Below are 24,058 nucleotides of genomic sequence, written 5' to 3' on the forward strand. Positions count from 1 at the left end.
GGCGTCAGTCCAGGCGCTGGAGGAGGCCGTACACGAACAGGGCGCGGCGGGACGTGCCCTCGCAGGCGAAGTCGACCGCCCAGTGGTGCGGGGCCGACCCCTCGCCCTGGAAGCTCACCGGGAAGCTCGCGGCGACGTCGGCAACGACGCACCCCCACGGGGTCAGGTCGGCGGCCGACAGCCGCCGGTCGCCGCCGGGCCGCACGAACCACAGGTTCCACACCTCGCCGCCGGGGCCGGTCAGCGCCTCGAACTCCAGCTCCGGCCAGGACGGCAGCCGCCAGCGGGCCACGTCGCAGGTCAGGCTGCCGAACGGGGCCGCGCCGGCGTACGCGGGCGGGCCGAGCGCCATCCGCAGCGCGGCCCGGCCCTCGGGCGCCCGAGGGGCGTGGGCCAGCCGGGTCCAGTGGGCGTGGGCGGCGCGCAGCTCGGCGCGGGAGGCGTCCAGGTCGGCCAGCGCCTGCTCCACGCGTCCCGGGTTGAGGTCGCGCATGCGGTGCATCAGGGCCAGCTCGAACTGGCGTACGCCGAATCGCATGGCCCCCAGCCTGCCAGGCGTCGTGACCTGCGTATGCTCCCCGTCATGAACAAACGGGGGCAGATCACCCTCCGCGAGCTGCTCGCCTTCGACGAGGGCGGCGTCCTGCGGCTGCTGCTCGCGCCGTCGGGCCAGGACGTGCACGTGTCCGGAATGATCATCGGCGACGAGGGGCCCGCCCGCTCGTACGCGGGCCGCATCGTGCTCGCGGCCGGGCTGTTCCACTCCACCGGCGCGGCCACCGCCTCCATCCGCGAGGCGGCGCGGCGCGGCGCCGCGGCGGTGGTCGTGCGGGCCGGCGAGGACCTGTCCGACGACGCGCTCGACGCGGCCGAGCAGGTCGGCATCGCCCTGCTGGCCCGCGCCGAATGGGCCGACTGGGACGACGTGGCGACCCTGCTGCGCTCGGCCGCCGCCTACGGCGAGGCGGGACGCGGCGACCGGATGGCCGAGGCCACGGCGGGCGGCGGGCTGGCCGCGCTGGCATCGGTGGTCGCCGAGTTCACCGGCGGCTCGATCACCATCGAGGACACCCAGTTCCGCGTGCTGGCGCACTCGGCCACCGGGCCGGAGGCCGACGAGCTGCGCCGCTCCACCATCCTGGGCGGCCGGGTGCCCGACTGGCGGGTGGACGAACTGCGCCGCAGCGGCCTGCTGCGCACCCTGTGGTCCTCCGGCGAGGTGATCCACCGGCCTGCCGACGGCGACACCCCGGAGCGGCTGATCATCGCCATCCGGAGCGGGCGGGAGATGCTGGGCTCGATCTGGGCCGCCGCCGACGGCCGCAGCCTGTCGCCCAACGCGGCCAGCGCGCTGAGCCGGGCCGCGGAGGTGGCGGTGCCGTACCTGGTGCAGCACCGGCTGCGGGAGAGCGGCGCGCGGCTGCGCGAGGAGCACGCGCTGCGCGGGCTGCTGGGCGGCGAGGGCGACATGAGCACCCACGCCTGGACGCTGGGCCTGCCGCCCGACCTGCGCTGCGCCGTCGTGATCGCCGAGACCGGCCCCGACGCGGCGGGCGAGGGCGCGGCGGCCCGGGGCCCGGCCGGCGAGCGGGTGCTGGAGGTGCTCGCGCTGCACGCCGCCTCCTACCGGACGGGGGTGCGGGTGCTGCGGGAGACCGGCCGGGTGCTGGCCCTGGTGCCGGTGCGCGGCGGCGACGAGCGGGACGTGCTCGGGCTGGCCCGGGAGCTGGACGGGCTGGCCGCCTCGACGCCGGGCGCCGCCGCGGTGCTGGTGGGGGCGGGGTCGGTGGCCGCCTCGCCGCTGGTCGCGGCGGGCTCGCGGGAGGAGGCCGACCTGGTCGTACGGGTCCTGCGCGCCCGTGACTCCGGCCCCCGCCACGCCCTGGCGGCCGACCTCGGCCCCGCCCTGGACGTGCTGCGCGTCCTGGACGCCGTCCGCCCGGTGTGGGAACGCGGCAGCGGCCCGGTGTACGACCTGGTCCACGCCGACCTGGCGGCGGGCGGCGAGCTGGTCCGCTCGATCGCCGCCTACCTCGACGCCGCCGGGGACGTCGGCCGCGCCGCCCGCCGGCTGGTCCTGCACCCGAACACCCTGCGCTACCGGCTGCGCCGCGTCCGCGAGCGCTTCGGCGTCGATCTCGACGACCCCGACACCCGGCTGCTGCTCACGCTCGCCGTCCGCCTGGCCGCCTGACCTGGGGCTCCGGATTTTCTTGGCCGAGTGGACAAAGCCGTATGCGGGCTTTGTCCGCCCGGCTGAAGACTTGGCCTGCGGTCATGGCCGAATCTCGTCTGGCCCCCCTCCGAAACTCCCTCTTTCCCGATGCATCCAGGAGCCTTGGACGTGATCCAGAGCAGTGCCACGCTCGCGCCCGCCCCGGCCCGCGGCACCACCGCCGAACGCGCCGCCCACGTGCTGCGCCATGCCGTAAGCGCCGGTGCGCTCGGCCCGGGCGAGCCGGTCGCCGGCTTCGTCGACACCGCCGGCGTGCGGGACTCGGTCAGGGCGTTGCACGAGGCGTTCGGCGAGGTCCCGGACGTGCTGCACACCTTCGCCGCCAAGGCCGCGTCGCTGATCCCGGTCCTGCGGCTGCTGGCCGCCTCGGGCATGGGATGCGAGGTGGCCAGCCCCGGCGAGCTGCGGATCGCGCTGGACGCCGGTTTCGCGCCGGGCACGATCGTCTTCGACTCCCCCGCCAAGACCCGCGAGGAGCTGCGCCAGGCCCTGTCCCTGGGCGTCGCGGTCAACGCCGACAGCCTGGCCGAGCTGCGCCGCATCGACGAGCTGCGCGCGCCGGACTCCTCCTCGGTGCTGGGGCTGCGGGTGAACCCGCAGGTCGGCACCGGCACGATCGGCGCGATGAGCACCGCGACCGCCACCTCCAAGTTCGGCGTCGCGCTGCGCGACCCGGGGGCCCGCGAGGCCGTCGTCCGCGCCTTCGCCGAACGGCCGTGGCTCACCCGCCTGCACGCGCACGTCGGCTCGCAGGGCTGCCCGCTGGAGCTGATCGCGGCGGGCATCGCCGAGGCCTACCGGCTGGCCGAGGAGATCAACGCGACGCTCGGCGTCCGGCAGATCACCAGCATCGACATCGGCGGCGGCCTGCCGGTGAACTTCGACGGCGACGAGGTGGCCCCCACCTACGCCGACTACGTCGCCACGCTGCGCGCGGCCGTCCCCGGGCTGTTCGACGGCCGGTACGCGCTGGTCACCGAGTTCGGCCGGTCGCTGCTGGCCAAGAACGGCTTCGTCGCGGCGCTGGTGGAGTACACCAAGGACGCGGGCGGGCGGCGGGTGGCGATCACCCACGCCGGCGCGCAGGTCGCCACCCGCACGGTGCTCATGCCGGACGCCTGGCCGCTGCGGGTCGGCGCGTACGGCCCGTCGGGCGACCCCAAGGACGGCCCCCTGCTCGCCCAGGACGTCGCGGGCCCGTGCTGCTTCGCCGGTGACGTGGTCGCGCACGCCAGGGAGCTGCCGGAGCTGGCCGAGGGCGACATCGTCGTGCTGCACGACACCGGCGCCTACTACTTCTCCACCCCGTGGGCCTACAACAGCCTGCCCTATCCGGCGGTGCACGGCTTCACCGTCACGGCGGACGGCGACGTCCGGCTGAGCGAGGTGCGCCCGGCGCAGACCCTGGACGAGATCGCCGCGGCCAGCGGGCTGGCCCAGGCCGACGCGCTGACCGGCCTCCTGGCGGCCACCGCCTGAACGCCTGCCGTCCCAACTATGGCGGTATGTCCTGGTTTGTGGGGATTGTTTGCGCGGGTGGGGGTAGGTCTACCAGCGAGTATGGAGTTCTCGCTCCATTTCGGGGGAACCTTCCGGGCCGTCGCCCGGAAGGCGCGACAGGCGGCTCTCCGCCTTGAGGGCCGCCGGATCCGGGGGAACCCACATGCGCAAGACGCTCACCGGCCTGGGGATGGCATTCTGCTTGGCGCTGGCCCCGGCCGCCACCGCTGTGGCGGACACGCCCGTCGTCCAGAGCCAGGCGACGCCGAGCCCGCAACCGACCGAGAACAAATACGACGAGGGCGGCGGCAACGGCGGTCTGTGGGGCCTGCTGGGGCTGCTCGGACTGCTGGGGCTGGCGGGCCTGCGCAAAGGCCGCAACCCGGTAGGGACGGCTGAGCACATGACCACCCGTCCCACGGGAACCACCGGTACCACGGGTACCACCGGGACCACGACGGGGACCACCGCCAACCCCACCCGCCCGCAGCGTCCGTAAGGAGGACGCGGGCGGTGCCCGGCACGCTCCGGCGCGCCGGGCACCGCGCTGCCCACCCCCGGCCCCCATCCCTGCAACGCTGTCGCGGCCCGGCCCGCGGCAGTCCGGTTCGCGTGGGTACGGGCCTCAGGCGGGGCGGGTGGCGATGACGGCGGTGGCGTCCAGTTCCTCCGAGACCGTGGCCCGCGCCGGGAGCCCCGCGGCCACGGCGGCCCGGACGGTGGCCGCGGCCTGCCGTTCGCTGGTCTCCACCAGCAGGTGCCCGCCCGGCGCGAGCCAGCCGGACGCCCCCGCGATCACCCGGCGCACCACGTCGAGCCCGTCGCCGCCGCCGTCGAGCGCCATCAGCGGCTCGTGCAGGCGCGCCTCGGGCGGCAGCAGGCCGACCGACTCGGTCGGCACGTAGGGCGGGCTGGCGATCAGGATGCCGACGCGGCCGCGCAGCGAGCCGGGCAGGGCGTCGTACAGGTCGCCCTGGTGGACGTGGCCGCCGGGCAGGTTGAGCCGGGCGCAGCGCACGGCGGCGGGGTCGAGGTCGGCCGCGTGCACCTCGGCCCCCTCCCCCAGCGCCGCCGCGACCGCGGCGCCCATCGCGCCCGTGCCGCAGCACAGGTCGAGCACGACGGGCGGGCGGCCGGCCCGGCGGGCCAGCGCGACGGCCTGACGGATGAGGAACTCGGTGCGCGGACGCGGCACGAACACACCGGGCTCGACGGCGACGCGCAGGCCGCAGAACCGCGCCCAGCCCAGGACGTGCTCAAGCGGCAGCCCGCCGGCCCGGCGCTCGACCATCCCGGCCAGCTCGGCAGGGGTACGGGCGGTGGAGACCAGCAGCTCGGCCTCGTCCTCGGCGAAGACGCAGCCGGCGGCGCGCAGCCGGGTGACGACGGCGGACATGGGGATCGGGGAGGGGGACATGGGGAGCCTTTCGGGATGCCGATGGGCGCTCCCCGCGGTCACCTGGCCCAGGCGGGCCGGACGTGTGCCGGAAGGGAGCCCCAGCCTGACGAAGCGGTAATGGGTCTCACCTCCTACGGACGATCTCGGCCAGAGACCGTCACAGTACCAGAGCCGGTCCGGCCCGACGCGGGCGGCCGCCGGGGATCTCCCCCGGTCACGCGCACGCCGCCACGCGGATGATCATGTAGTAAAATGTCCGGGAGCTCGGCCGCGGAGATCGTCCCGGCGAGCAGGAGGCGGCCGCGGGAGCCGCGCGAGAAGTCCCGCCGATCACCTGACACGAACGAAGCGCACACCACTACGGTGTGCGCTTTTTGTCGTGCCCGAAAACCGGACCGCAGTGAGAGGAACCAGGCACATATGCCGCACCACGACGACAACACCAAGATCAGCCTGCCCCGGCAGTTCGCCCGCACCCGGCGGTTCACCCTGGGCGCCCCCTCGGCCTTCACCGTCTCGGCGGACGGCTCCGTCGTGCTGTTCCTGCGCAGCCGCGCCGGCGACGACCCGGTCACCTGCCTCTGGGCCCTGGACGCCGGCTCCGGCGAGGAGCGACTGCTCGCCGACCCCGCCGCACTGACCGGCGGCGGCACCCAGGGGATCGGCTCCTACGCCACGGACGACGCGGCCGGCCTGGCGGTGTTCACCCTGGCGGGCGCGCTGTGGGCGGTGGACGTCCCGACCGGCGCGGCCCGTACGCTGCCGGTGCCCGGCACGGCCCGCGACCCGCGGCCCGACCCGGCCGGGCGGCTGGTCGCCTACCTCTCCGGCGGCGCGCTGCGGGTGATCGGCGTGGACGGCGCCGGCGACCGCGCGGTGGCCGAGCCCGACGGGCCGGACGTGCGGTTCGGCGTCGCCGAGTACGCCGCGTCCGCCTCGATGGGCCGATCCCGCGGCTACTGGTGGTCCCCCGACGGCGCCCGTCTGCTGACGGCCCGGGTGGACGAGGCCGGCGTCGCGCTCTGGCACGTGGGCGACCCCGCCGAGCCCGCGCGCCCGCCCCGGGCCGTGCGGTACCCGGCGGCCGGCACCGCCAACGCCGACGTCACCCTCTGGATCGCCGGGGTGGACGGCGCGGTGGACGGCGCGGTGGACGGCGCGGTGGACGGCGGGCGCGTCGAGGTCGCCTGGGACCGGACCGCCTTCGAGTACGTGACGGCCGCCGGCTGGGACGCCCACGGCCCGTACCTGTCGGTGCAGAGCAGGGACCAGCGGACGGTCCGGGTGCTGGCCGCCGACCCGGACTCCGGCCGGACGCGGCTGCTGGCCGAGCAGCACGATCCGCACTGGGTGCAGCTCGTCCCGGGCACGCCCGCCCGTACCGGCTCCGGCCGGCTGGTCGCCCACGCCGACCTGGACGGCACGCGGCGGCTCACCGTCGGCGGCGTCCCGGTCACGCCGCCCGGCCTGCACCTGGAGGCGGTGCTCGGCGTGGACGGCGAGGACGTGCTCTTCACCGCCTCCGACGACCCCGCGCAGACCCACCTGTGGCTGCACACCCCGGCGGCGGGCACCCACCGGCTCAGCGTCGCACCGGGGGTGCACGGCGGGACCCGGCGCGCGGGCACCCTCGTCCACGTCGCCCGCACCGCCGAGCACCCGGGCGAGCGCGTCCGCGTGGAACGCCCCGCGGCCGGGGCGGCGTCCCCGGCGCGGAGCGGGGTCGAGGTGGCGTCGGCGGCGCAGCGGCCGGTGCTGGCGCTGCGCCGGCTGTCGCTCGTCACCACCGCGCGCGAGCTGCGCAGCCACCTGCACCTGCCCTCCTGGCACCGTCCCGGTGACCCGGCGCTGCCCGTCCTGCTGGACCCGTACGCGGGGCCGGCCGGGCGCCGGGTCGCCGACGAGCAGGCGCCGATGATGTTCGTCTCGCAGTGGTTCGCCGAGCAGGGGTTCGCCGTCCTGGTCACCGACGGGGCCGGCACGCCGGGCCGCGGCCCCGCCTGGGAGCGCGAGGTGCACGGCGACATGTTCGGCCCCGTGCTGGCGGACCAGGTGGCCGCCCTGCACGCGGTCGCCGCCCGCCACCCGGAGCTGGACCTGCGCCGGGTCGCGATGCGCGGCTGGTCGTTCGCGGGCACGCTGGCCGTCATGGCGGTGCTGCGGCGTCCGGACGTCTTCCACGCCGCCGTCGCCGGCGCCGGCACCAGCGAGCAGCGCCTGTACGACACCCACTGGCGGGAACGTTTCCTCGGCCACCCGGACCGCCACCCCGACCGCTACGAAGCCTGCTCCACCCTGGCCGAGGCGCACACCCTGGCCCGGCCCCTGCAGCTCGTCCACGGGCTGTCCGACGACAACGTGTTCCCGGCGGGCACGTTGCGCCTGTCGTCCGCGCTGCTGGCCGCCGGACGCCCGCACGAGGTGCTGCCGCTGTCCGGCGCCTCCCACGCCCCCACCTCGGACGAGGACGTCTTCGAGGGCCTGCTCCTCCTCCAGCTCGACTTCCTCCGCCGCCACCTGAACGGGTAGCCGCCGGGGGCCGGGTCAGCGGCGGGCGGGGCGGATGAGCAGGCGGCCGTAGGGGAGGTCGCCGATCACCTGGACGTGCGGGTGGCCGGGGCGGGGCCGGCCGGGGACCTTGCAGGTCACCCGCCCCCACTCCGACCGCACCCCGTCGGCGTTCGCGGTGGCGCCCGCGGGCAGGACGATCGTGGCGCTGCCGTAGGCCAGCAGCAGCTCGATGTCGACGCGCGCGTACGGCACGTGGGCCCGCGACAGGTCGAGCCGCACCCGGCCGTACCTGGAGTCGACGCACAGGCGGCGCGGGACCTCCCAGTCGCCGGTCCGGGTGACGGCGCCGCCGGTGGAGCCCAGCCGGACCACCTCGTCCGGCAGGTCGGCGACGATCGGCGCCAGCTCGCGGGCGGAGGTGGCGGTGAGCGCCAGTTCGAGCCGCCGCTCCAGCTCGCCGGGGTCGAGCCGGCCGTCCGCGTACGCCTGCTGGACCAGCTCGACCGCCCGCTCGCGGTCCGCGCCCGAGACGGTGTTCATCGGCTGACGGCCCTGTTGTACAGCCGCGTGGCCAGCGGCACGAACACGGCCAGGAGCAGCACGGACCACAGCAGCGACACCGGCACGGCGTGCCGCAGCGGCCAGGCGGCGGGCTGGGGCAGCGCGGCGCTGGTGTTGCCGAACAGCTCACGCGCGGCCTGGACGAGCGTGGAGACCGGGTTCCACTCGGCGATCGGCCGCAGCGGGCCGGGCAGGCGCGTGCTGTCGGCGAACGCGTTGGACAGGAACACCAGCGGCAACGAGGTGAGGGTGGCGAGGTTGTTGAACACCTCGGGCGTGCGCAGGGCCAGCGCGACGGTGGCCGTCACCCAGGAGAAGGCGTAGGCGAACAGCAGCAGCATCGCGAACCCGAGCACCGCCTCCGGCGGCGAGCTGTGGACGCGCCAGCCGACCAGCAGGCCGACGAGCGCCATGGTGGCGATGCTGGTGACGTTCATGATCACGTCGCTGACGGTCTGGCCGGTGAGCACCGCCGTCGGGGACATCGGCAGGGTGCGGAACCGGTCGAAGATGCCCTTCTGCAGGTCCTGGGTGAGCGTGTAGCCGGTGATCTGCGCGCTGGTGACGATCGTCATGACGAAGATCCCGGGCAGCAGGTACTCGCCGTAGGACATGCCGGGCAGCTCGATCATGCTGCCGAAGACGTAGGTGAACAGCACCACGAACACGATGGGCAGCATGATCACGCCGCCCAGCAGGTCGGGGGCTCTGCGGATCTTGAGCGCGTTGCGCCTGGCGATGGTCAGGCCGTCGGCGGCGGCCAGCTGGAAGGCGTTCATCGAACGGTCTCCTCGGTCTTGTCGGCGGCCTGGCGTCCGGTGAGGGTGAGGAACACGTCGTCGAGGGTGGGCCGGCGCAGCCCGGCGTCGCGTACGGCGATCCGCTCGGCGGCCAGGTGGCCGAGCGCCCGGGTCAGCGCGTCCGCGCCGCCGGTCACCGGGATCGTCATGCGCAGGGCGGCGGCGTCGACCTGCATCTCGCCCAGGGCCAGCGGCGCCAGGGCGCGGGCGGCGTGGTCCAGGCTCGCCGCGCTGGTCACCGAGAGCTGGATGCGGTCGCCGCCGACCTGGTCCTTCAGCTCCTCGGCCGTGCCGCGGGCGATCACCCGCCCGTGGTCGACCACCACGATGCGGTCGGCGAGCCGGTCGGCCTCCTCCAGGTACTGGGTGGTGAGCAGGACGGTGGTGCCCTCCCGGACGAGCTCGGCGATGACGTCCCACAGGGCGATCCTGGCGCGGGGGTCGAGGCCGGTGGTCGGCTCGTCCAGGAACAGCACGGGCGGGTCGGCGACCAGCGCGCCGGCCAGGTCGAGGCGGCGGCGCATGCCGCCGGACCAGCCGCGCACCGGGCGGTCGGCGGCGTCGGCGAGGTCGAAGCGGTCCAGCAGCTCGCGGGCGCGCTCGCGGCTGCGCCGGGCGCCCAGGTGGTAGAGGCGGCCGACCATCTCCAGGTTCTCGGCGCCGGTGAGGTGGTCGTCCACGGCGGCGTACTGGCCGGACGCGCCGATGCGGGCGCGCAGCCGGCGGGCGTCGCGGACGACGTCGAGCCCGGCCACCGTGGCGTGGCCGGCGTCCGGTCGCAGGAGCGTGGTGAGGATCCTCACCGTGGTGGTCTTGCCGGCGCCGTTGGGGCCCAGCAGTCCTAACACCGTCCCCTCCGGGACGGTCAGGTCGACGCCGTCGAGGGCGGCCACGTCGCCGAACCTCTTGGTCAGCCCTTCGACCACGATCGCGTCTGGCATGTCGGTCTCCTCGGTCGTCAGGAACGGTGGATGTCGATGTCGCCGTGCGTGGTGTGGGCGTGGATCTCGACGGTCCGCGCCCTGTCGCCGGGGTCGTCGCCGGGGTCGAGGGCGACGTTCACGGTGCCGTACCGGGAGCTGACGTCGAGCCAGGCGGAGGTGCCCTCGGGGACGCCGACGTCCAGGCCGCCGCCGGTGGTCTCCATGACGACCGTGCCGGACGCCACCTCGCGGATCTCCACGCCGGCGTAGGCGGTCTTGGCGACCACGCCGGCCAGCGGGCGTTCCACGGTGATGTCGCCGTGGGCGCTGTTGAGCCGCAGCTCGCCGGTGACCTCGCCGAGGCGCACGTCGCCGTGGGCGGTCTTGACGGCGGCGGTGCCGTCGATCTCGCCGACGCGGATGTCGCCGTGGTTCGTGGTGATCTCGGCGTGCCCGCGGGCGCGGGTGACGGAGACGGTGCCGTGGGTGCTCTTCAGGCGCAGCCGGCCGGCCTCCTCGACGCGGATGTCGCCGTACGTGGTGGTCGCCGTGACGTCGCCGAGCCGCCCGCGGCACGACAGGCCGCCGGACGTCCTGGCGTCGAGGCGGGAGCCGGCCGGCAGCTCGACCGTCACCTCCACCGAGCCCGTGCCGAGCAGCAGCGAACGCGCCCAGTCGGCGGGCGACTCGACGAGCTTGCCGAGCGAGAGCCCCCAGCCGAGCGCCGGCCCGCCCTGCTCCTTGTCGGCGGCCACCGTGAGCCTGCCGTCGGCGTAATGGACCTGGACGTGCCGGGCGGCCTGCACGTCGGCGTCGTTGTGCTCGTCGCTCGGGCGGACCTCGACCACGGTCTCGCCGCGGTCGCCCGCGACGACGCGGACGGCGGCGGTCGCCAGGTCGAGGACGGCGACGATGGGGCGGGGCGTGTCGAAGGCCGGCATTCCGATCTCCCTGTCATCGGTCGGCATGGTCATCAGCGCACCCAGCCGCTGTAGCGGTTGCCGGTCTGCGGGGCCGGGCGCCGGGTGGCGCGGCGGGCGGCGTCACGGGTGGCGTCGCGGGTGGCGTCGCCGGGGTCGAGCGCCGCGGAGACGGCGCGGACCAGCCAGGCGTTGACGGACAGCCCGTCACGCGCGGCCGCCTCCTCGATGCGCGGCTTGAGCGCCTCGGGCACCCGGAGGGAGATGCGGGACGTGCCGCCCTCGTCGGCCTCGGGTGGCGGCGGCGGTGTGGGCGGCCGCTCGCCCGGCCAGGCGCTGACGGGCGGTTCGTCCTGGTCCGGGAACGGGTGGGCGGCGGGCGGTGACGTCACGACGAAGGCGGGGTCGCGGCCGCGCAGGCGCACCTCGACCGAGCCGGGCGCGAGATCCTGGGTGATCTCGTCCGCGGCGGCCGACAGGGCCTCCAGCAGGGCGAGCCGGGCGGCCGACTCCAGGGTGGCGGCGAAGCGTTCGGCCAGCGCACGGGCCTCCTCGCCGCCCGTCCCTGCGGCGAGCATGAGCTCGCGCCGGAGTTGATCGACATACGGGGCAAGGTCCATGACGCCATCGTGACACGTGAAGTGACGCCATCGCAATGCGCTATGGCGTCATTATGACGTCACATGACGTCTCAGGCGGGCGGCGGGCCGGACAGCGCGGTGACGACGCGGTGGCGCAGCAGCTCGTACTGCTCGCGGCACCGGCGCGGCGCGTCCGGGGGACGGTGCTGGAGCTGGGGATTCACGATGACCTCGCCCGGGTGGAACTGGTCGGAGGTGAAGTCGACCTCAGTGCCGCCGGGCAGCACGTTCCAGTAGTGGTGGCCGACCTTGACGCCGTCGGCGTGCACCTCGGCCAGGATCAGGTCTCCGCCGAGCAGGTCCTGGACCACCAGCGCGGTGATCCCGCACTGCCCCCTGGCCGGGTTGTCGGCCCGCCACTCCTCCCGCGCGGCGGTGTCGCAGGTGTCGGGCCCCCAGGCGGCGCGCAACGTCGGCCGCAACAGTTCCAATATCAGCATCCGGGGAGTGTCGCAGGCGGGCCCGACAGTTCACGGGCCGGCCAGCGCCGCGGGTGGACCCTTCCCGCCCCGCGGCGCGAGCCGGACGCCCCCCTCCACACCCCGATCACGCCAGGGTGTCGTGCAGGATCTTGTCGAGGAAGGCGTCCAGGTTGACCGTGGTCCTGGCGACGCGTTCGGCCACGCTCAGCGACTCGAACCGGACGCCCAGCTCGGTCTCCTTGCGTCCCCGGACGTACAGGGAGCAGGCCAGGTCGGCGCACATGTAGGCGCCCACCGTGTTGCCCTGCCGCCCCGCCGCGCCGACCCGGGCCGCGGTGAACAGCGCGACGCCGGTCCCGGCGTGCGGGGTCACGCAGACCGAGCAGAGCGTGCTCTTGGTGAAGCTCCTGCGCACCTCCTGGCCGAGCCGCAGCGCGACGCCGACCGGCGCGCCGCCGCGTTCGGCCACCAGGTACGCCCGCTCGGGCGCCCCCGGATCGCGCCAGCCCAGGAAGTCGAGGTCGGGCCAGGGCAGCTCGGGCAGCCCGCGCGGGACGGCGAGCCGGCGGGCCTCGCCCTTGGAGCAGTTGACGAAGGACGAGCGGATCTCGTTCTCGGTGACGGGGTTCATGACGTGCCTGCTTTCGAGGACGGGAGGAACAGGGCGGGCAGGAGGCAGAGCGCGACGGCGGCCAGCGTGACCCAGAAGGCGGGCCGGTAGCCGCCGTGCTGGAGCAGCACGGCCACGCAGGCGGTGCCGGCCGCCGCGCCGACCTGCTGGCCGATGGCGTTGGCGGTGGTCGCGGCGGGCACCTTGGCCGGCGGCAGCGAGTGGTAGAGGGTGATCATGGTGGGTGCGACCGCGAGCGCGGCCCCCACCCCGCGGACGAACAGCGCCACCGGCAGCAGCGCCGTGCCCGTGCCGGGATCGGCCAGCGCGAACGGCAGGGTGCCGGCCGCCAGCAGGACCAGGCCCGTGACGACGATCCGGCGCGGGTTGCCGTTCAGGTCGATCAGCCGGCCGGCCGCCAGCACCGCGACGAGCATGCCGAGCCCCTGCGGCGCGAGCACCAGCCCGGCGCCGAGCGCTCCGGACCCCTCGGCCGTCTGGACGAACAGCGGCACCAGGAACACGGCGGCGAACAGGGAGAAGTTGGCCAGGAAGGCCAGCGCGGCGGAGGCGGCGAAGGCCCGGTCGCGGAACAGGCCGGGCTCGACGATCCGCGGCCCGGAGGTGCGGGCGGCCCGCCACAGGCAGGCGGCCAGCAGTAACGCGCCGGCGGCCGCGGTCAGCGCGGCCACGGGCTCACCGGCCCCGCTCAGCCCGTGCAGCAGCAGGGTCAGGCCGCCGCTCACGCCGAGCAGGCCGGCCACGTCGAGGCGTTCGGCCGGGCCCTCGGGCCGGGCGGTGCGCACGTACAGAGCCGACAGGACGACCCCGGCCGCCACGAACGGGACGTTGACCAGGAACACCCACCGCCACGACAGCGTCTCCAGCAGCACGCCGCCGACGACCGGCCCGAGGACGGGCGCGAACACGGCGGGCACGGCCATCAGCGCCATCATCCGGCCGAGCCGCTCGCGCCCGGCCACCTCGACGACGATGATCCGGCTGAGCGGGAAGAGCATGCCCGCCCCGGCCCCCTGCACGACGCGGAAGGCGATGAGGCTGCCGAGCGACCAGGCCGACCCGCACAGGATCGAGCCGGCCAGGAACACGGCGAGCGAGGCGGTCCAGGCCGTCCCGGCGCCGAACCGCTGGGCCGCCCACCCGGTCGCCGGGATGACCGCGGCCAGGGCGAGCAGGTAGGCCGTCGTCACCCATTGGGTGGCCGCCAGGTCGGCGGAGAAGGCGCGGGCCAGGGTGTGCGTGGCGACACCGACCACCGTGCCGTCGAGCAGGGCGGTGAAGGCGCCGAGGGTGAGCACCCCGGCGACCGTCAGCAGCCGCCGGTCGAGGCCGGGCCGGGCCGCGGTCGTTCCGGTCATGGGGAAACCTGCCAATGTCTCAGTGCGCTGTCGAGCGCGTCGATGATCGCGTCCCACGAGCTGCGGACGTCGCGGGACGCCTGGAAGCCGCCGCGGGCCTCCAGGTTGGTGAAGCCGTGGAAGGTGCTGCGCAGCAGCCGGATGGCGTCGGTGTGGGCCGGCTCGGGCAGCCCGTACGCGGCCACGACCGCGTTGGTGGTGGTGAAGATGCGCTGGACGTCGGCGCACCCGGCGACGATCTCGGGGTCGAGCCGGAGCTGGGTGGCCTCGTACAGGCCCGGGTGGGCGAGCGCGAAGTCGCGGTAGGCGGCGGCGAAGGCGGCCAGGGCGTCCTTGCCCGCCTTGCCGGCCACCGCCGCGGTCAGGGCGTCGGCCTGGATGCGGGCGGCGCGCAGCGCCACCCGGACGCGCAGGTCCTGGAGGTTCCTGACGTGGGAGTAGAGGCTGGCGTCCGCGACGCCGAAGCGGCGCGCCAGGGCCGAGACCGTCAGGTTGTCGAACCCGGCCTCGTCGGCCAGTTCCCCGGCCGCCTCCGTCACGCGGTCCGCCGTCAGACCGGCCCGAGCCATCATGATCCACCTCCGCAGCAGGAAACCTAACCTTCCTAGGTTTTATCCTAGGAGTCCTAGGTTTCGCAAATCAGGAAAACTTGGGATCAGGTTGGAACGTGGCTGGAGCAGCCGTTCGTAACGTGGCGGACATGAGAGTGCTCGTCGATCTGAACCGCTGCCTGAGCTACGGCCAGTGCGTGTTCGCGGCGCCGGCGGTCTTCCGGTTCCACGGCGCCGAGTCCCTCGAGTACGACTACGCCCCGGCCGACGCGCTGCGCGAGCAGGTGCGCGAGGCCGCCGCGGCCTGCCCGGTGCAGGCGATCACCTGCTCGCCGGACGACCATGCGTAGCGCGGTGATCGTCGGCGCCTCGCTGGCCGGCCTGCGGGCCGCCGAGACGCTGCGCGCCGAGGGCTTCACCGGGGAGCTGACCCTGATCGGCGACGAGCCGTACGAGCCCTACGACCGGCCGCCGCTGTCCAAGCAGGTGCTGGCCGGCCGCGCCTCGCCCGCGCACACCGCGCTCGTCACGGCGCGGGACCTGCGAGCGCGCTGGCTGCTCGGCGAGCCCGCCACCGGCCTGGACCTGCGCACCCGGCAGGTACGCCTGGCCGGCGGGCGCGAGATCGGCTTCGACCGGGTGCTGATCGCCACCGGCACCCGGGCGCGCCCCTGGCCCGAGCCCGCCGAGGCGGCCCTGACCGGCGTGTTCACCCTGCGCGGACGCGACGACGCGGCGAGCCTGCGGGCCGCGCTCGCCGCCGGGCCGAGCCGGGTGCTGGTCATCGGCGGCGGGTTCACCGGCTCGGAGATCGCCTCCGTGTGCCGCGAGATGGGCCTGCCCGTGACGGTCGCCGAACGCGGCCCGGCCCCGCTGGCCGGCGCCCTGGGCGCGGCGGCCGGCAGCGTGGCCGCCCGGCTGCACCGCGAGCACGGCGTGGACCTGCGGGTGAACACCACGGTGATGGCGCTGGAGGGCGACGCGGAGGGCCGGTTGCGCGCCGCGCACCTGTCCGACGGCGACGTCCTGCCGGTCGAGGTCGCGGTGGTGGCGCTCGGGGCCGTCCGCAACACCGAATGGCTGGACGGGGCGGGCCTGGCGGCCGACGCGCGCGGGGTGGTGTGCGACGCCGCCTGCCGGGCCTTCGACGCCGACGCGATCGTCACCTCCGACGTGTTCGTGGCCGGCGACGTGGCGCGCTGGCCGCACCCGCACTACGACGGCCTGCTGCTGGCCGTGGAGCACTGGGACAACGCGGTGCGCCAGGCGGCCACCGCCGCGCACAACATGGTCGCCGACCGGCCGCGCCCGCACCGGGGGCTGCCGGCGTTCTGGTCCTACCAGTTCGGCGTCAGCATCAAGTCCGTCGGGCTGCCGACGATCGCCGACGAGGTGGTGGTCACGCAGGGCTCGGTGGCCGAACGCCGCTTCGTGGCCTGTTTCGGCCGCCAGGGCCGGTGCGTGGCGGCGGTCGCGGTGGACGCCCCGCGCTCGCTGCCCGCCTACGCCGGCCTCATCGAGGCGGCCGCGCCCTTCCCGCCCGACCTGCGGGCCGCCGACGGGCCGCGCACGCTGCTCCCGGTGCCCGCCGGCCTGGCCGTGGACGGCCAGTCCACGCACAGCCCGACGGCCGCGGTGACCGGGCAGGGCCCGACCGCGCGCGAGGTGCCGCGCGAGCGCGACCCCCGCTCGCCGCTGACCGCGCCGCCGCTGGAATGAGAGCCGGAGGACGACCATGGCCCACCAGGTGACGCAGAGCCTGTTCGCGCAGGTCCTGGACGAGGCGAGCCGCCCGGACCCGTACCCGCTGTACGCCCGGCTGCGCGAGACGCCCGTCTCCCGCCAGGGGGACGACCTGTACGCGGTGAGCACGTACGCCGAGATCGTCTCGCTGCTGCACGATCCGCGGATCAGCTCCGACGAGCGCAAGAGCAGGAGCGGCTCCGGCTCGTTCGGCGCCTCCGGCAGGCTGATGGCCGGACAGAACGCCCAGGACGGCCAGGAGTCCCGCAAACCGGCGTTCATCTTCCTCGACCCGCCCGACCACGACCGGCTGCGTCGGATCGTCATGCGGCACTTCACCCCCGAGCGCGTCAACCGGCTCGGGGAGCACGTGGTGTCGCTGGTGGCCGAACTGCTCGACCGGCGCGCCGGCCACGACTCCATGGACGTGGTGGACGACCTGGCCTACCCGCTGCCGGTCACGGTGATCTGCGACCTGCTCGGCGTGCCCAAGGAGGACGAGCCGCGCTTCCACGGCTGGGCCTCGGCCCTGGCCCGCACGCTGGACCCGCCCGAGGGGCTGTCGGCCGAGGAGGTGCGGCAGGCCGAGACCGCCGCGCCGGAGCTGCGCGCGTACCTGGTCGAGCTGGCCGGCGAGCGGCACGCCCACCCGTCGGACGACCTGCTGTCGGCGCTGCTCACCGACGGCGAGGCCGAGCGCATGGACGCCCCGGAGATCATCGCGACGATGGCCCTGCTGCTCATCGCCGGCCACGAGACCACCGTCAACCTGATCACCAACGGCATGCTGACGTTTCTGCGCAACCCGGAGGCGCTGGCGCGGCTGCGCGCCGACCCCGGGCTGATCGTGCCGGCCGTCGAGGAGGTGCTGCGCTACGACCCGCCGGTGCAGTTCCGCACCCGCACGACGCTGGCCGACATCGAGATCGCCGGGGTCACCGTCCCCCAGGGCGCGGACGTGGCGCTGCTGCTGGCCTCGGGCAGCCGGGACCCGGCCCGCTTCCCCGGCGCCGACCGCTTCGACCCGGCGCGGCGGGACAACCAGCATCTGGGGTTCGGCGGGGGCGTGCACTACTGCGTGGGGGCGCCGCTGGCCCGGATCGAGGCGCGGGTCGCGCTGGGCGCGCTGGTGAGCAGGCTGGTCCGGCCGGAACTGGCCGCCGGCCCGCCGCCGTACCGGCACAGCGCGTCGCTGCGCGGGCCCGCGCACCTGCTGGTCGGCTTCGACCGCCTGCTCTGACGCCCGCCCGCTCTAATGGCCGTCGAGGACGCGGGCCAGGGCGTCCAGGGTCTCCTGCCGGGTTCCCGGGGGCGGCGAGACGCGTAGCACCGGCTCCCGCAGGTCGAGCGGGGCGCGGGCGACCGGCGCGACGCCCACCAGCAGGCCCGCCCCGGCCGCCGCCGCGGCCGTCCTGGTGGGGTCCGCGCCGCCGGGCGGGCGCAGGGTGACGATGGCCGTCGGCTCGTCGTACGGCTCCACCGCCCGCCAGCCGCCCCTGCCGTCGAGCGTGCGCCGGGCCGCCGCGCCCAGCTCGGCGAGGTGGGCGCGGACCGCGTCCGGCCCCAGCGCGTGGTGCTCCAGGACGGCGACGCCGAGGCCGATCCGCGCCGCGACCGCCGACTCGGCGCTCTCGTAGCGCGCGGCGCCGGGCAGCGGCCCGCTGCGCGCGGGGTCCTCCAGCCAGACGTGGCCGCCGAGCGCGGGGGCCGCCGCGTCCATGTCCTCGGTGAGGCCGGGCACGATCAGGAAGCCGACGCCGCGCGGCCCGGCCAGCCACTTGCGGGAGGTGCCGACGTAGGCGGTGGCCCGCGCGCCGGTGACGTCCAGGTGGCCGAGGGACTGGCACACGTCCAGGACCAGGGGCACGCCGGCCTCCCGGCACAGGCGGCCGATCTCGCCGACCGGCTGCGCGGTGCCCCGGTGGGAGGGCAGGTGCGGCAGGGTGACCAGGTCCAGGCCGCGGCGCAGGGCGGCGGACAGGGCGTCGAGGTCGAGGCGGGCGTCGTCGTCGGCGGGCAGCTCGGCGAGGGTCCAGCCGCGCTCGGCGGCCAGGCGGCGCAGCAGCATGAGCGTGCTGCCGTACTCCGAGCGGGTGAAGCCGACCCGGGCGCCCGGCGGCAGCCGCCAGCCGCCGAGCAGCGCCGCCATCGCGGCCGTGCCGCTCTCCAGGAAGGCGACGTCGGCCGCGTCCGCGCCGGTCAGGGCGGCCAGCGCGGCCCTGGGCGCGGTCAGTCCCGGCACGGCGGCGTACCCGCCGAGCTCGCGTTCGCGCCGCAGGTGCTCGACCGTCGCGGCCAGCGTCCGGTCGCTGGGCACGTTGCAGCCGGCCGCGTCCAGGTGTCCGGGCGGCGCGGCCGAGCGGGCGGCCCGCCAGCGTGCGGCGATCACGCCCCGGCCAGCAGCAGCCCGAAGTCGCCGGCGGGGTCGGTCCACGACCGCAGGACGGTGAACCCGGCCGCGGCCAGCTCCTCCCCCAGCGGCTCCAGCCGGAACTTGGCGCTGATCTCGGTCCGCATCTCCTCGCCCGCGGCGAAGTCCACGGTAAGGCCGAGCGCGCCGACCCGCACCCGCATGTCCCGGGTGGCCCGCAGCCGCATCTCGATCCAGTCGTTGCGCTGGTCGTACAGGGCGACGTGCTCGAACGCATCCGGCTCGAACCCGGCCGCCAGCTCCCGGTTCACCACGCGCAGGACGTTCCGGTTGAACGCGGCCGTCACCCCGGCGGCGTCGTCGTAGGCCGCGACCAGCCGCCCGGTGTCCTTCACCAGGTCGGCGCCGAGCAGGAAGGTGTCGCCGGGCCGCAGGGTGGCGCGCACCTCCTTCAGGAACACCTCGCGGGCGGCCGGTTCGAGGTTGCCGATCGTGCCGCCGAGGAAGGCCACCATGCGCCTGCCCGAGCGCGGCAGCAGCCGCAGGTGCCGCTCGAAGTCGGCGCACACCGGCCGCACCTCCAGGCCGGGGTGGCGGCCGCCCAGCCGGCGCGCGGCCGCCTCCAGGGTGACGGCGTCCACGTCCACCGGCGTGTAGGCGCGCAGCGTGCCCGCCGCGGTGAGCGCGTCCAGCAGGACCACGGTCTTCTCGCTCGTGCCCGACCCCAGCTCGACCAGCGTGTCGGCGCCGCTCGCGGCGGCGATCTCGGCCGCCCGCGCGCGCAGGATCGTCAGCTCGCGGCGGGTCGGGTAGTACTCGGGCAACCGGGTGATGCGCGAGAACAGGTCGCTGCCCGCCTCGTCGTAGAACCACTTGGGCGGCAGCCACTTGGGCGTGGCCGTCAGCCCGGTCCTGACGTCGTGTTCGAGCGCCTGGCGCAGGTAACCGGGGTCAAGATGGTTGATCACATGGACGGTCGGCTGGGTGACGGGCACGAGATCCTCCTGGAAAGGTCACAACGGCTGGACGCGTACGTCGTCCGGCGTGGCGGTGAGCAGGCTGCGGTCGGGCGCCGCCTGCCAGCCCGGCCGGTCGTCGAGCGGCTCGCTGGCCACGTACACGCCGTCCCGGTCGGCGCGGAAGAAGAGGGTGTCGCCCCAGACGGTCGCGGCGAGCGCCGTGCCGTCGCAGGCGAGCAGGTTCAGGCGGGCGGCGGGGTCCTTCTCCCCCGCGCGCACGACGACGTCGGCCAGCGCCGCGGCCAGGCCGAGCCCGGCGCTGCCGCGGGCGAACACGGCGGCGGCCAGCCAGGCCGAGTCGCAGGGGCTCTCGGGCAGGTCGTCGGCCAGGTCCATGACCGCGTCGCGCTCGACCCGGCCGTTGTGGCTGAGCAGCCAGCCGCCCCCGGCGAACGGCGCGGTGGCGCTCTCCTCCACCGGCATCCCGGTCGTGGCGCACCGCACGGCCGCGATCAGGCAGCCGGAGCGGGCGATCTCGGCGAGCGCGGGCAGGTTGGCGTCGGCCCAGATGGGGATGGCGCGGCGGTAGCGCACCGGCTCCGGCCTGGCCGGGTCGTACCAGGCCATGCCGTAGCCGTCGGCGTTGACCGTGCCGTGGCGCTGCCGCCGGGGCGCGTACGACTGGGCGAGCAGGCCGTGCGGCGGCTCATGGATCAGCGTGGTCAGCGGGCGCGGAGCGCCCAGCCAGGCGGCGTGCCGGCACATCTAGGCCCGCTCGGCGTCGCGGGCGCAGCGGAAGCCGGTGAAGATCTGCCGACGGACCGGGTAGTCCCAGTTGCGGAACGTCGTCCGCACCGCCGCCGGGTCGGCCGCCCACGAGCCGCCGCGCAGCACCCGGTACTCCTGCCCGAAGAAGACCTCGCTGTACTCCTTGTACGGGAAGCTGCGGAACCCGGGATAGGGCTGGAACCACGACCCGGTCCACTCCCACACGTCGCCGACCATCTGCTCGGCCCCGTACGCGCTCGCCCCGGCGGGGTAGGCCCCCAGCGGGGCCGGCCGGGCCGCCCGGTGACCGAGGTTGGCCAGGTCGGGACGGGGATCCTCGTCGCCCCACGGGTACTTGCGGGCCCGCCCGGCTTCCGGGTCCCAGCCGCACGCCTTCTCCCACTCGGCCTCGGTGGGCAGCCGCCGGCCCGCCCAGCGGGCGTAGGCGTCGGCCTCGTACCAGCTCACGTGCTGGACCGGCTCGTCCATCGGGACGGGCTCGGCGCGGCCGAAGCGGGTGCGCCACCACGCGCCGCCTTCCCGGGTCCAGAACAGCGGCGCGGTGGCGCCGCTCTCCTGCCGCCAGCGCCAGCCGTCCGGGTGCCAGCAGCGCGGGTCGTCGTAACCGCCGGACTCGACGAACGCCGCGTAGGCGGCGTTGCCGACGGGCAGCCGGTCGATCCAGTAGGCGGGCAGGTCCACCCGGTGGGCGGGGCGCTCGTTGTCGTAGGCCCAGGGCAGGGTGCCGGTGCCCATCTGGAAGGGGCCGGCGGGGACGTACACCTCGGCGGGGCCGGTGGCGCGGCCCGGCGGCAGGTCGCCGTCGCGGACCAGGCCGGGCTGCCGGGACAGCTGCCAGGTGGCCAGCATCGTCTCGTCGTGCTGGTGCTCGTGCTGGATGACCAGGCCGAACACGAACCCGTCGCGGTGCAGCGGCGCGGCGGCCTCCAGGTCGATCGCGTCCAGCACGTCGAGCACCCGGCCGCGCACGCCGCCGATGTACTTCCTGGCCTCCTCGGGGCCGAGGATCGGCAGGGTGGGACGGTCCTTGCGGGGGTGCTTGAAGGCGTCGTAGATGTCGTCGATCTCGGGGCGCAGCGGCGTGATGCCGGCGGCCTCGCGCAGCACCCACAGCTCCTCGTAGTTGCCGACGTGCGCGAGATCCCACACCAGCGGCGACATCAGCGGGGAGTGCTGGCGCAGCAGGAGGTCGTCCTCGGCCTCGGTGTAGGTCAGCGAACGGTCGCGCACCGCGGTCAGCTCGGCGGCGATGCGTTCCTTGATGTCGTTCATGCCCGTCCTTCTCCGCTCAGCCAGGCCGGCAGGCGCCGTGCCGGGTCCGTCATCAGGTCCATCAGGTCGGCCGCCGGGGAGCGGCCCGCGCTCACGTACCGGGCGGCGAAGCCGGACACGCCGTCGACCAGGTCGGCGGGCGCGCCGAGCCGGGGCAGCGCCTCGACCGCGGCGCGGAAGGCCGCCTCGGCGGCGCGGGCGAGCCGCGGGTCGGTCAGGCCGCACCTGGCGGCCACCTCGGCCAGGCCCGCGACGGGCTCGGCGGCCGACAGGGCGGCGTCGGCGGCGCGGTCGTCGGTGATCAGCGCGTGGGTGACGGCGACGCACACCGGCCAGTCGTCCGGGTGCTGGGCGTCGAGGTAGCGGATCTCCAGCCAGCCGCGCGGCCGGACCGGCGGGAACAGCGTGGTGGCGTGGTAGGCCAGGTCGTCGGGGGTGGGCGGGCGCTCGCCCGCGCCGTCGAGCCAGTCGCGGAAGGTCGAGCCGTCGCCGACCGCGCGGTAGCGGCGCTCGTCCTCGCGGACGAGCATGAGCCGGGCGTCGAGCAGGTACGCCGTCCAGGCCGCCGCCGGGTCGCCGGAGCCGTCGACGGGGGCGGTGCGGGTGGGGTCGAGGTTCTCCCAGACGGCCTGGCGGCCCGACATCCAGCCGCAGGGGCGTCCGCGGCTCAGCGGCGAGTTGCTGAAGGCCGCGGTCAGGACCGGCCCGAGCAGCCTGGCGCGCTCCCACCGGACCGCCGGCCGCTCCCCCAGGTCCACGTTCACCTGGACGGACGCGGTCGAGCACATCATCAGCGGCCCGTACGGGCGGCCCAGGAACTCGGCCATGGCGTCGTAGCGCGGCTGGCGGAGCTGCCGCCGGGCCGGGCGCAGCGGGTCGAGCCCGACGCCGCCCAGCACCAGCCCGGCCCGCCCGAGCGCCGCGCGGACGGCGGCCACGTCGGCGGCCAGCCGTCCGATGGCCTCGGCGGGCGGCCCGGCCGGGCCCGACAGCTCGATCTGGCCGCCCGGCTCGTACGTCACCCGGCTCCCGCCGGCCAGCGCCGGGACGACCCGCTTCACCCGGTCCATCGGCACCTGCCGCGCCGGGTCCGCCCGGTCGAAGATCAGGAACTCCAGCTCGGCCCCCACCCGGTCGCCCGGGGCGGGGGCGAAGCACCGGCGTGCGAACTCCTCCACCTCCGGCACGCCCCGGAGCGGCTCGCCGGCCGCTCCCGAGGCGCCGGACCCGCCGGCCGCCGGGCCGGTCATCGCGTGGCGCATGTGCTTACAGACCCGCGAGACCCGCCAGCGTTACACGGAAATCTGATGATCTGCCGAGATTTGCCCCTTTTGCGGCTCTTGGTGCGGAAGAGGGGCCGTCAGCCCCGGTGGCGGCGGCCGTCAGCCCCGGTGGCGGCGGGCTCTGAACGCGGACATCAGGCGGTCGCGCGTGCCGTCGGACAGCTTGCGCTCCGGCGGGAGCTCGCGCAGGGCCCGTACGGTCTCGCGGAACTGGTCGAGCTGCCGCGCGCAGTCGGCGCAGGTTGCCGCGTGCGCCTCGAACCCCGCGCGTTCGGGCCGGTCAAGAGCGCCGTCAAGGTAGGCGGTGATGAGTTCTACCAGCTCGTCGCACGTGAACCGCTTCACGACGTTGACCGCCTCACCTCTGAACGTTGAACCGTTTAACCTATTCTGACCGCTTCACGGACTGGTAGTAGCCTTCGAGCCGGTCGCGGACCGTGGCCCTTGCCCGGTGCAGGAGCACCCGTTGGTTGGCGGCCGAGATCTCCAGGATCTCGCAAACCTCCTCGGACGTGCATCCCTCCAGGTCACGCAAAGTGATGACGATCCGCTGCCGGGCCGGCAGCCCGGCCAGCGCCTCGCCGATGAGACCGCGCGCCTCCGAGGCGAGCACCGCGCCCTCCGGCGTCGGGCCGTCCACCTTCTGGGCCGGCTCGGCGGGCGGCTCGAACGCGCTCCACGGCAGCGTGCGGCTCTCGCGCAGGCCGCGTTTCTTGGCGGTGTTGACCAGGATGCGGTAGACCCACGTCTTGACCGAGGAGCGGCCCTCGAAGGCGTCGATGGCGCCTATGACCGCCAGCCACGTGTCCTGCACGACCTCCTCGGCCGAGTCGTCGGTGGACACGTAGGACCTGGCCGCCCGCAACATTCCCCGCGACCAGGTGTCGAGGAGCGCGGCGAACATCGACTCGTCCCCGGCCCGCAGCGCCGCGACGACGACGTCGTCCGGGGGCAGCCCACCGCCCGCGAAAGGCCCCACGATCGTTTCCTCCCGGTCGAGCGTCGGGGACATCATGACATCGGGCCGCGCGTCGTCCACGCCCGGCCTGCCACCGGGCCCGTGCGGGACGTCATGCTCCAGGCTAGCCCTCACCCCCTCGCACCTGAAGATCGCACACCGGTCCACGCCCGCACGTCGTACGGCGGCACCCATGGGGAACCTTCCCCGGCGAAGGCCGTCCAGCCGCG

At 75.4% G+C, this 24,058-nt stretch carries 25 protein-coding genes; 7 read left to right on the plus strand and 18 right to left on the minus strand.

Annotated features, from left to right (window positions below; all coding sequences use genetic code 11):
- Positions 1-4: 4 nt before the first annotated feature.
- A complete protein-coding gene (locus tag ACFYUV_RS30385; protein WP_387673978.1) occupies positions 5-538 on the minus strand; it encodes a hypothetical protein in 534 nt (177 codons plus the stop codon).
- Between the two features lie 45 nt (positions 539-583).
- Between ACFYUV_RS30385 and ACFYUV_RS30390 the strand changes: the two genes are divergently transcribed.
- From ACFYUV_RS30390 to ACFYUV_RS30400, 3 genes are all read left to right on the plus strand, one after another.
- A complete protein-coding gene (locus tag ACFYUV_RS30390; protein ID WP_387673981.1) occupies positions 584-2,194 on the plus strand; it encodes a PucR family transcriptional regulator in 1,611 nt (536 codons plus the stop codon).
- A 150-nt stretch (positions 2,195-2,344) separates the two neighbouring features.
- A complete protein-coding gene (locus ACFYUV_RS30395; protein ID WP_387673984.1) occupies positions 2,345-3,715 on the plus strand; it encodes a diaminopimelate decarboxylase in 1,371 nt (456 codons plus the stop codon).
- Between the two features lie 184 nt (positions 3,716-3,899).
- Positions 3,900-4,235, plus strand: a complete 336-nt coding sequence (locus tag ACFYUV_RS30400) for a WGxxGxxG family protein (RefSeq protein ID WP_387673987.1) — start codon at positions 3,900-3,902, stop codon at positions 4,233-4,235.
- 126 nt (positions 4,236-4,361) lie between these two features.
- On the opposite strand, the gene ACFYUV_RS30405 is transcribed toward ACFYUV_RS30400, so the two are convergent.
- Positions 4,362-5,153 carry a putative protein N(5)-glutamine methyltransferase gene (locus ACFYUV_RS30405; protein ID WP_387673990.1) on the minus strand — a complete coding sequence of 264 codons (792 nt, stop codon included), beginning with the start codon at positions 5,151-5,153 and terminating at the stop codon, positions 4,362-4,364.
- Between the two features lie 402 nt (positions 5,154-5,555).
- Between ACFYUV_RS30405 and ACFYUV_RS30410 the strand changes: the two genes are divergently transcribed.
- Positions 5,556-7,664: a prolyl oligopeptidase family serine peptidase gene (locus ACFYUV_RS30410; protein ID WP_387673992.1), complete on the plus strand. Its 2,109-nt coding sequence runs from the start codon at positions 5,556-5,558 to the stop codon at positions 7,662-7,664.
- A gap of 15 nt (positions 7,665-7,679) precedes the next feature.
- Here the strand turns inward: ACFYUV_RS30410 and ACFYUV_RS30415 are convergent, their stop codons facing one another.
- The 9 genes from ACFYUV_RS30415 to ACFYUV_RS30455 all read right to left on the minus strand — a co-directional run bounded on the left by ACFYUV_RS30415 (position 7,680) and on the right by ACFYUV_RS30455 (position 14,471).
- Positions 7,680-8,186, minus strand: a complete 507-nt coding sequence (locus ACFYUV_RS30415; RefSeq protein ID WP_387673995.1) for a DUF1707 domain-containing protein — start codon at positions 8,184-8,186, stop codon at positions 7,680-7,682.
- A complete protein-coding gene (locus ACFYUV_RS30420) occupies positions 8,183-8,986 on the minus strand; it encodes an ABC transporter permease (RefSeq protein WP_358299601.1) in 804 nt (267 codons plus the stop codon). The genes ACFYUV_RS30415 and ACFYUV_RS30420 overlap by 4 nt, the downstream gene beginning before the upstream one ends.
- Positions 8,983-9,948: an ATP-binding cassette domain-containing protein gene (locus ACFYUV_RS30425; RefSeq protein WP_387673998.1), complete on the minus strand. Its 966-nt coding sequence runs from the start codon at positions 9,946-9,948 to the stop codon at positions 8,983-8,985. The genes ACFYUV_RS30420 and ACFYUV_RS30425 overlap by 4 nt, the downstream gene beginning before the upstream one ends.
- A gap of 17 nt (positions 9,949-9,965) precedes the next feature.
- Positions 9,966-10,898, minus strand: a complete 933-nt coding sequence (locus ACFYUV_RS30430; protein ID WP_387674001.1) for a DUF4097 domain-containing protein — start codon at positions 10,896-10,898, stop codon at positions 9,966-9,968.
- A gap of 5 nt (positions 10,899-10,903) precedes the next feature.
- Positions 10,904-11,470 (minus strand): toxin-antitoxin system HicB family antitoxin, encoded by a 567-nt coding sequence (locus ACFYUV_RS30435; protein WP_387674004.1) that lies wholly within the window; start codon positions 11,468-11,470, stop codon positions 10,904-10,906.
- 71 nt (positions 11,471-11,541) lie between these two features.
- Positions 11,542-11,931 carry a hypothetical protein gene (locus ACFYUV_RS30440; protein ID WP_387674007.1) on the minus strand — a complete coding sequence of 130 codons (390 nt, stop codon included), beginning with the start codon at positions 11,929-11,931 and terminating at the stop codon, positions 11,542-11,544.
- Between the two features lie 106 nt (positions 11,932-12,037).
- Complete coding sequence (locus tag ACFYUV_RS30445; RefSeq protein WP_352354999.1) at positions 12,038-12,544, minus strand: FBP domain-containing protein; 507 nt, start codon at positions 12,542-12,544, stop codon at positions 12,038-12,040.
- Complete coding sequence (locus tag ACFYUV_RS30450; RefSeq protein WP_387674010.1) at positions 12,541-13,902, minus strand: DHA2 family efflux MFS transporter permease subunit; 1,362 nt, start codon at positions 13,900-13,902, stop codon at positions 12,541-12,543. Before ACFYUV_RS30450 ends, ACFYUV_RS30445 begins: the two co-directional genes overlap by 4 nt.
- A complete protein-coding gene (locus tag ACFYUV_RS30455) occupies positions 13,899-14,471 on the minus strand; it encodes a TetR/AcrR family transcriptional regulator (protein WP_352327684.1) in 573 nt (190 codons plus the stop codon). The genes ACFYUV_RS30450 and ACFYUV_RS30455 overlap by 4 nt, the downstream gene beginning before the upstream one ends.
- A gap of 131 nt (positions 14,472-14,602) precedes the next feature.
- Here ACFYUV_RS30455 and ACFYUV_RS30460 point away from each other — a divergent pair, with 131 nt between their 5' ends.
- The 3 genes from ACFYUV_RS30460 to ACFYUV_RS30470 are packed head-to-tail and all read left to right on the plus strand — an operon-like array spanning position 14,603 to position 17,436.
- Positions 14,603-14,803, plus strand: coding sequence for a ferredoxin (locus ACFYUV_RS30460; protein WP_352355003.1), 201 nt, complete (start codon positions 14,603-14,605; stop codon positions 14,801-14,803).
- The gene (locus ACFYUV_RS30465; protein ID WP_387674013.1) at positions 14,796-16,172 is read left to right on the plus strand and encodes an NAD(P)/FAD-dependent oxidoreductase; all 1,377 of its coding nucleotides are present in this window, start codon (positions 14,796-14,798) and stop codon (positions 16,170-16,172) included. Before ACFYUV_RS30460 ends, ACFYUV_RS30465 begins: the two co-directional genes overlap by 8 nt.
- Positions 16,173-16,188: 16 nt before the next feature.
- Positions 16,189-17,436 carry a cytochrome P450 gene (locus tag ACFYUV_RS30470; RefSeq protein ID WP_387674016.1) on the plus strand — a complete coding sequence of 416 codons (1,248 nt, stop codon included), beginning with the start codon at positions 16,189-16,191 and terminating at the stop codon, positions 17,434-17,436.
- Positions 17,437-17,448: 12 nt separating this feature from the next.
- On the opposite strand, the gene egtE is transcribed toward ACFYUV_RS30470, so the two are convergent.
- From egtE to ACFYUV_RS30505, 7 genes are all read right to left on the minus strand, one after another.
- Positions 17,449-18,585 carry an ergothioneine biosynthesis PLP-dependent enzyme EgtE gene (gene egtE / locus ACFYUV_RS30475; protein WP_387674019.1) on the minus strand — a complete coding sequence of 379 codons (1,137 nt, stop codon included), beginning with the start codon at positions 18,583-18,585 and terminating at the stop codon, positions 17,449-17,451.
- Positions 18,582-19,562: an L-histidine N(alpha)-methyltransferase gene (egtD, locus tag ACFYUV_RS30480; protein ID WP_387674022.1), complete on the minus strand. Its 981-nt coding sequence runs from the start codon at positions 19,560-19,562 to the stop codon at positions 18,582-18,584. The genes egtE and egtD overlap by 4 nt, the downstream gene beginning before the upstream one ends.
- 18 nt (positions 19,563-19,580) lie before the next feature.
- Positions 19,581-20,291, minus strand: a complete 711-nt coding sequence (gene egtC, locus ACFYUV_RS30485) for an ergothioneine biosynthesis protein EgtC (protein ID WP_387674025.1) — start codon at positions 20,289-20,291, stop codon at positions 19,581-19,583.
- Positions 20,292-21,587, minus strand: a complete 1,296-nt coding sequence (egtB, locus tag ACFYUV_RS30490; RefSeq protein ID WP_387674028.1) for an ergothioneine biosynthesis protein EgtB — start codon at positions 21,585-21,587, stop codon at positions 20,292-20,294.
- A complete protein-coding gene (gene egtA, locus ACFYUV_RS30495; RefSeq protein WP_387674031.1) occupies positions 21,584-22,849 on the minus strand; it encodes an ergothioneine biosynthesis glutamate--cysteine ligase EgtA in 1,266 nt (421 codons plus the stop codon). The genes egtB and egtA overlap by 4 nt, the downstream gene beginning before the upstream one ends.
- A 120-nt stretch (positions 22,850-22,969) precedes the next feature.
- On the minus strand, positions 22,970-23,215 hold the full coding sequence (locus tag ACFYUV_RS30500) for an anti-sigma factor family protein (protein WP_387674034.1): 246 nt from the start codon (positions 23,213-23,215) through the stop codon (positions 22,970-22,972).
- A gap of 40 nt (positions 23,216-23,255) precedes the next feature.
- Entirely contained in the window at positions 23,256-23,849 is a 594-nt protein-coding gene (locus tag ACFYUV_RS30505; protein ID WP_387674037.1) for an RNA polymerase sigma factor, read from the minus strand.
- Positions 23,850-24,058: the final 209 nt, after the last annotated feature.

The sequence above is a fragment of the Nonomuraea sp. NPDC003560 genome, from assembly GCF_042878785.1.
Lineage (GTDB): Bacteria > Actinomycetota > Actinomycetes > Streptosporangiales > Streptosporangiaceae > Nonomuraea.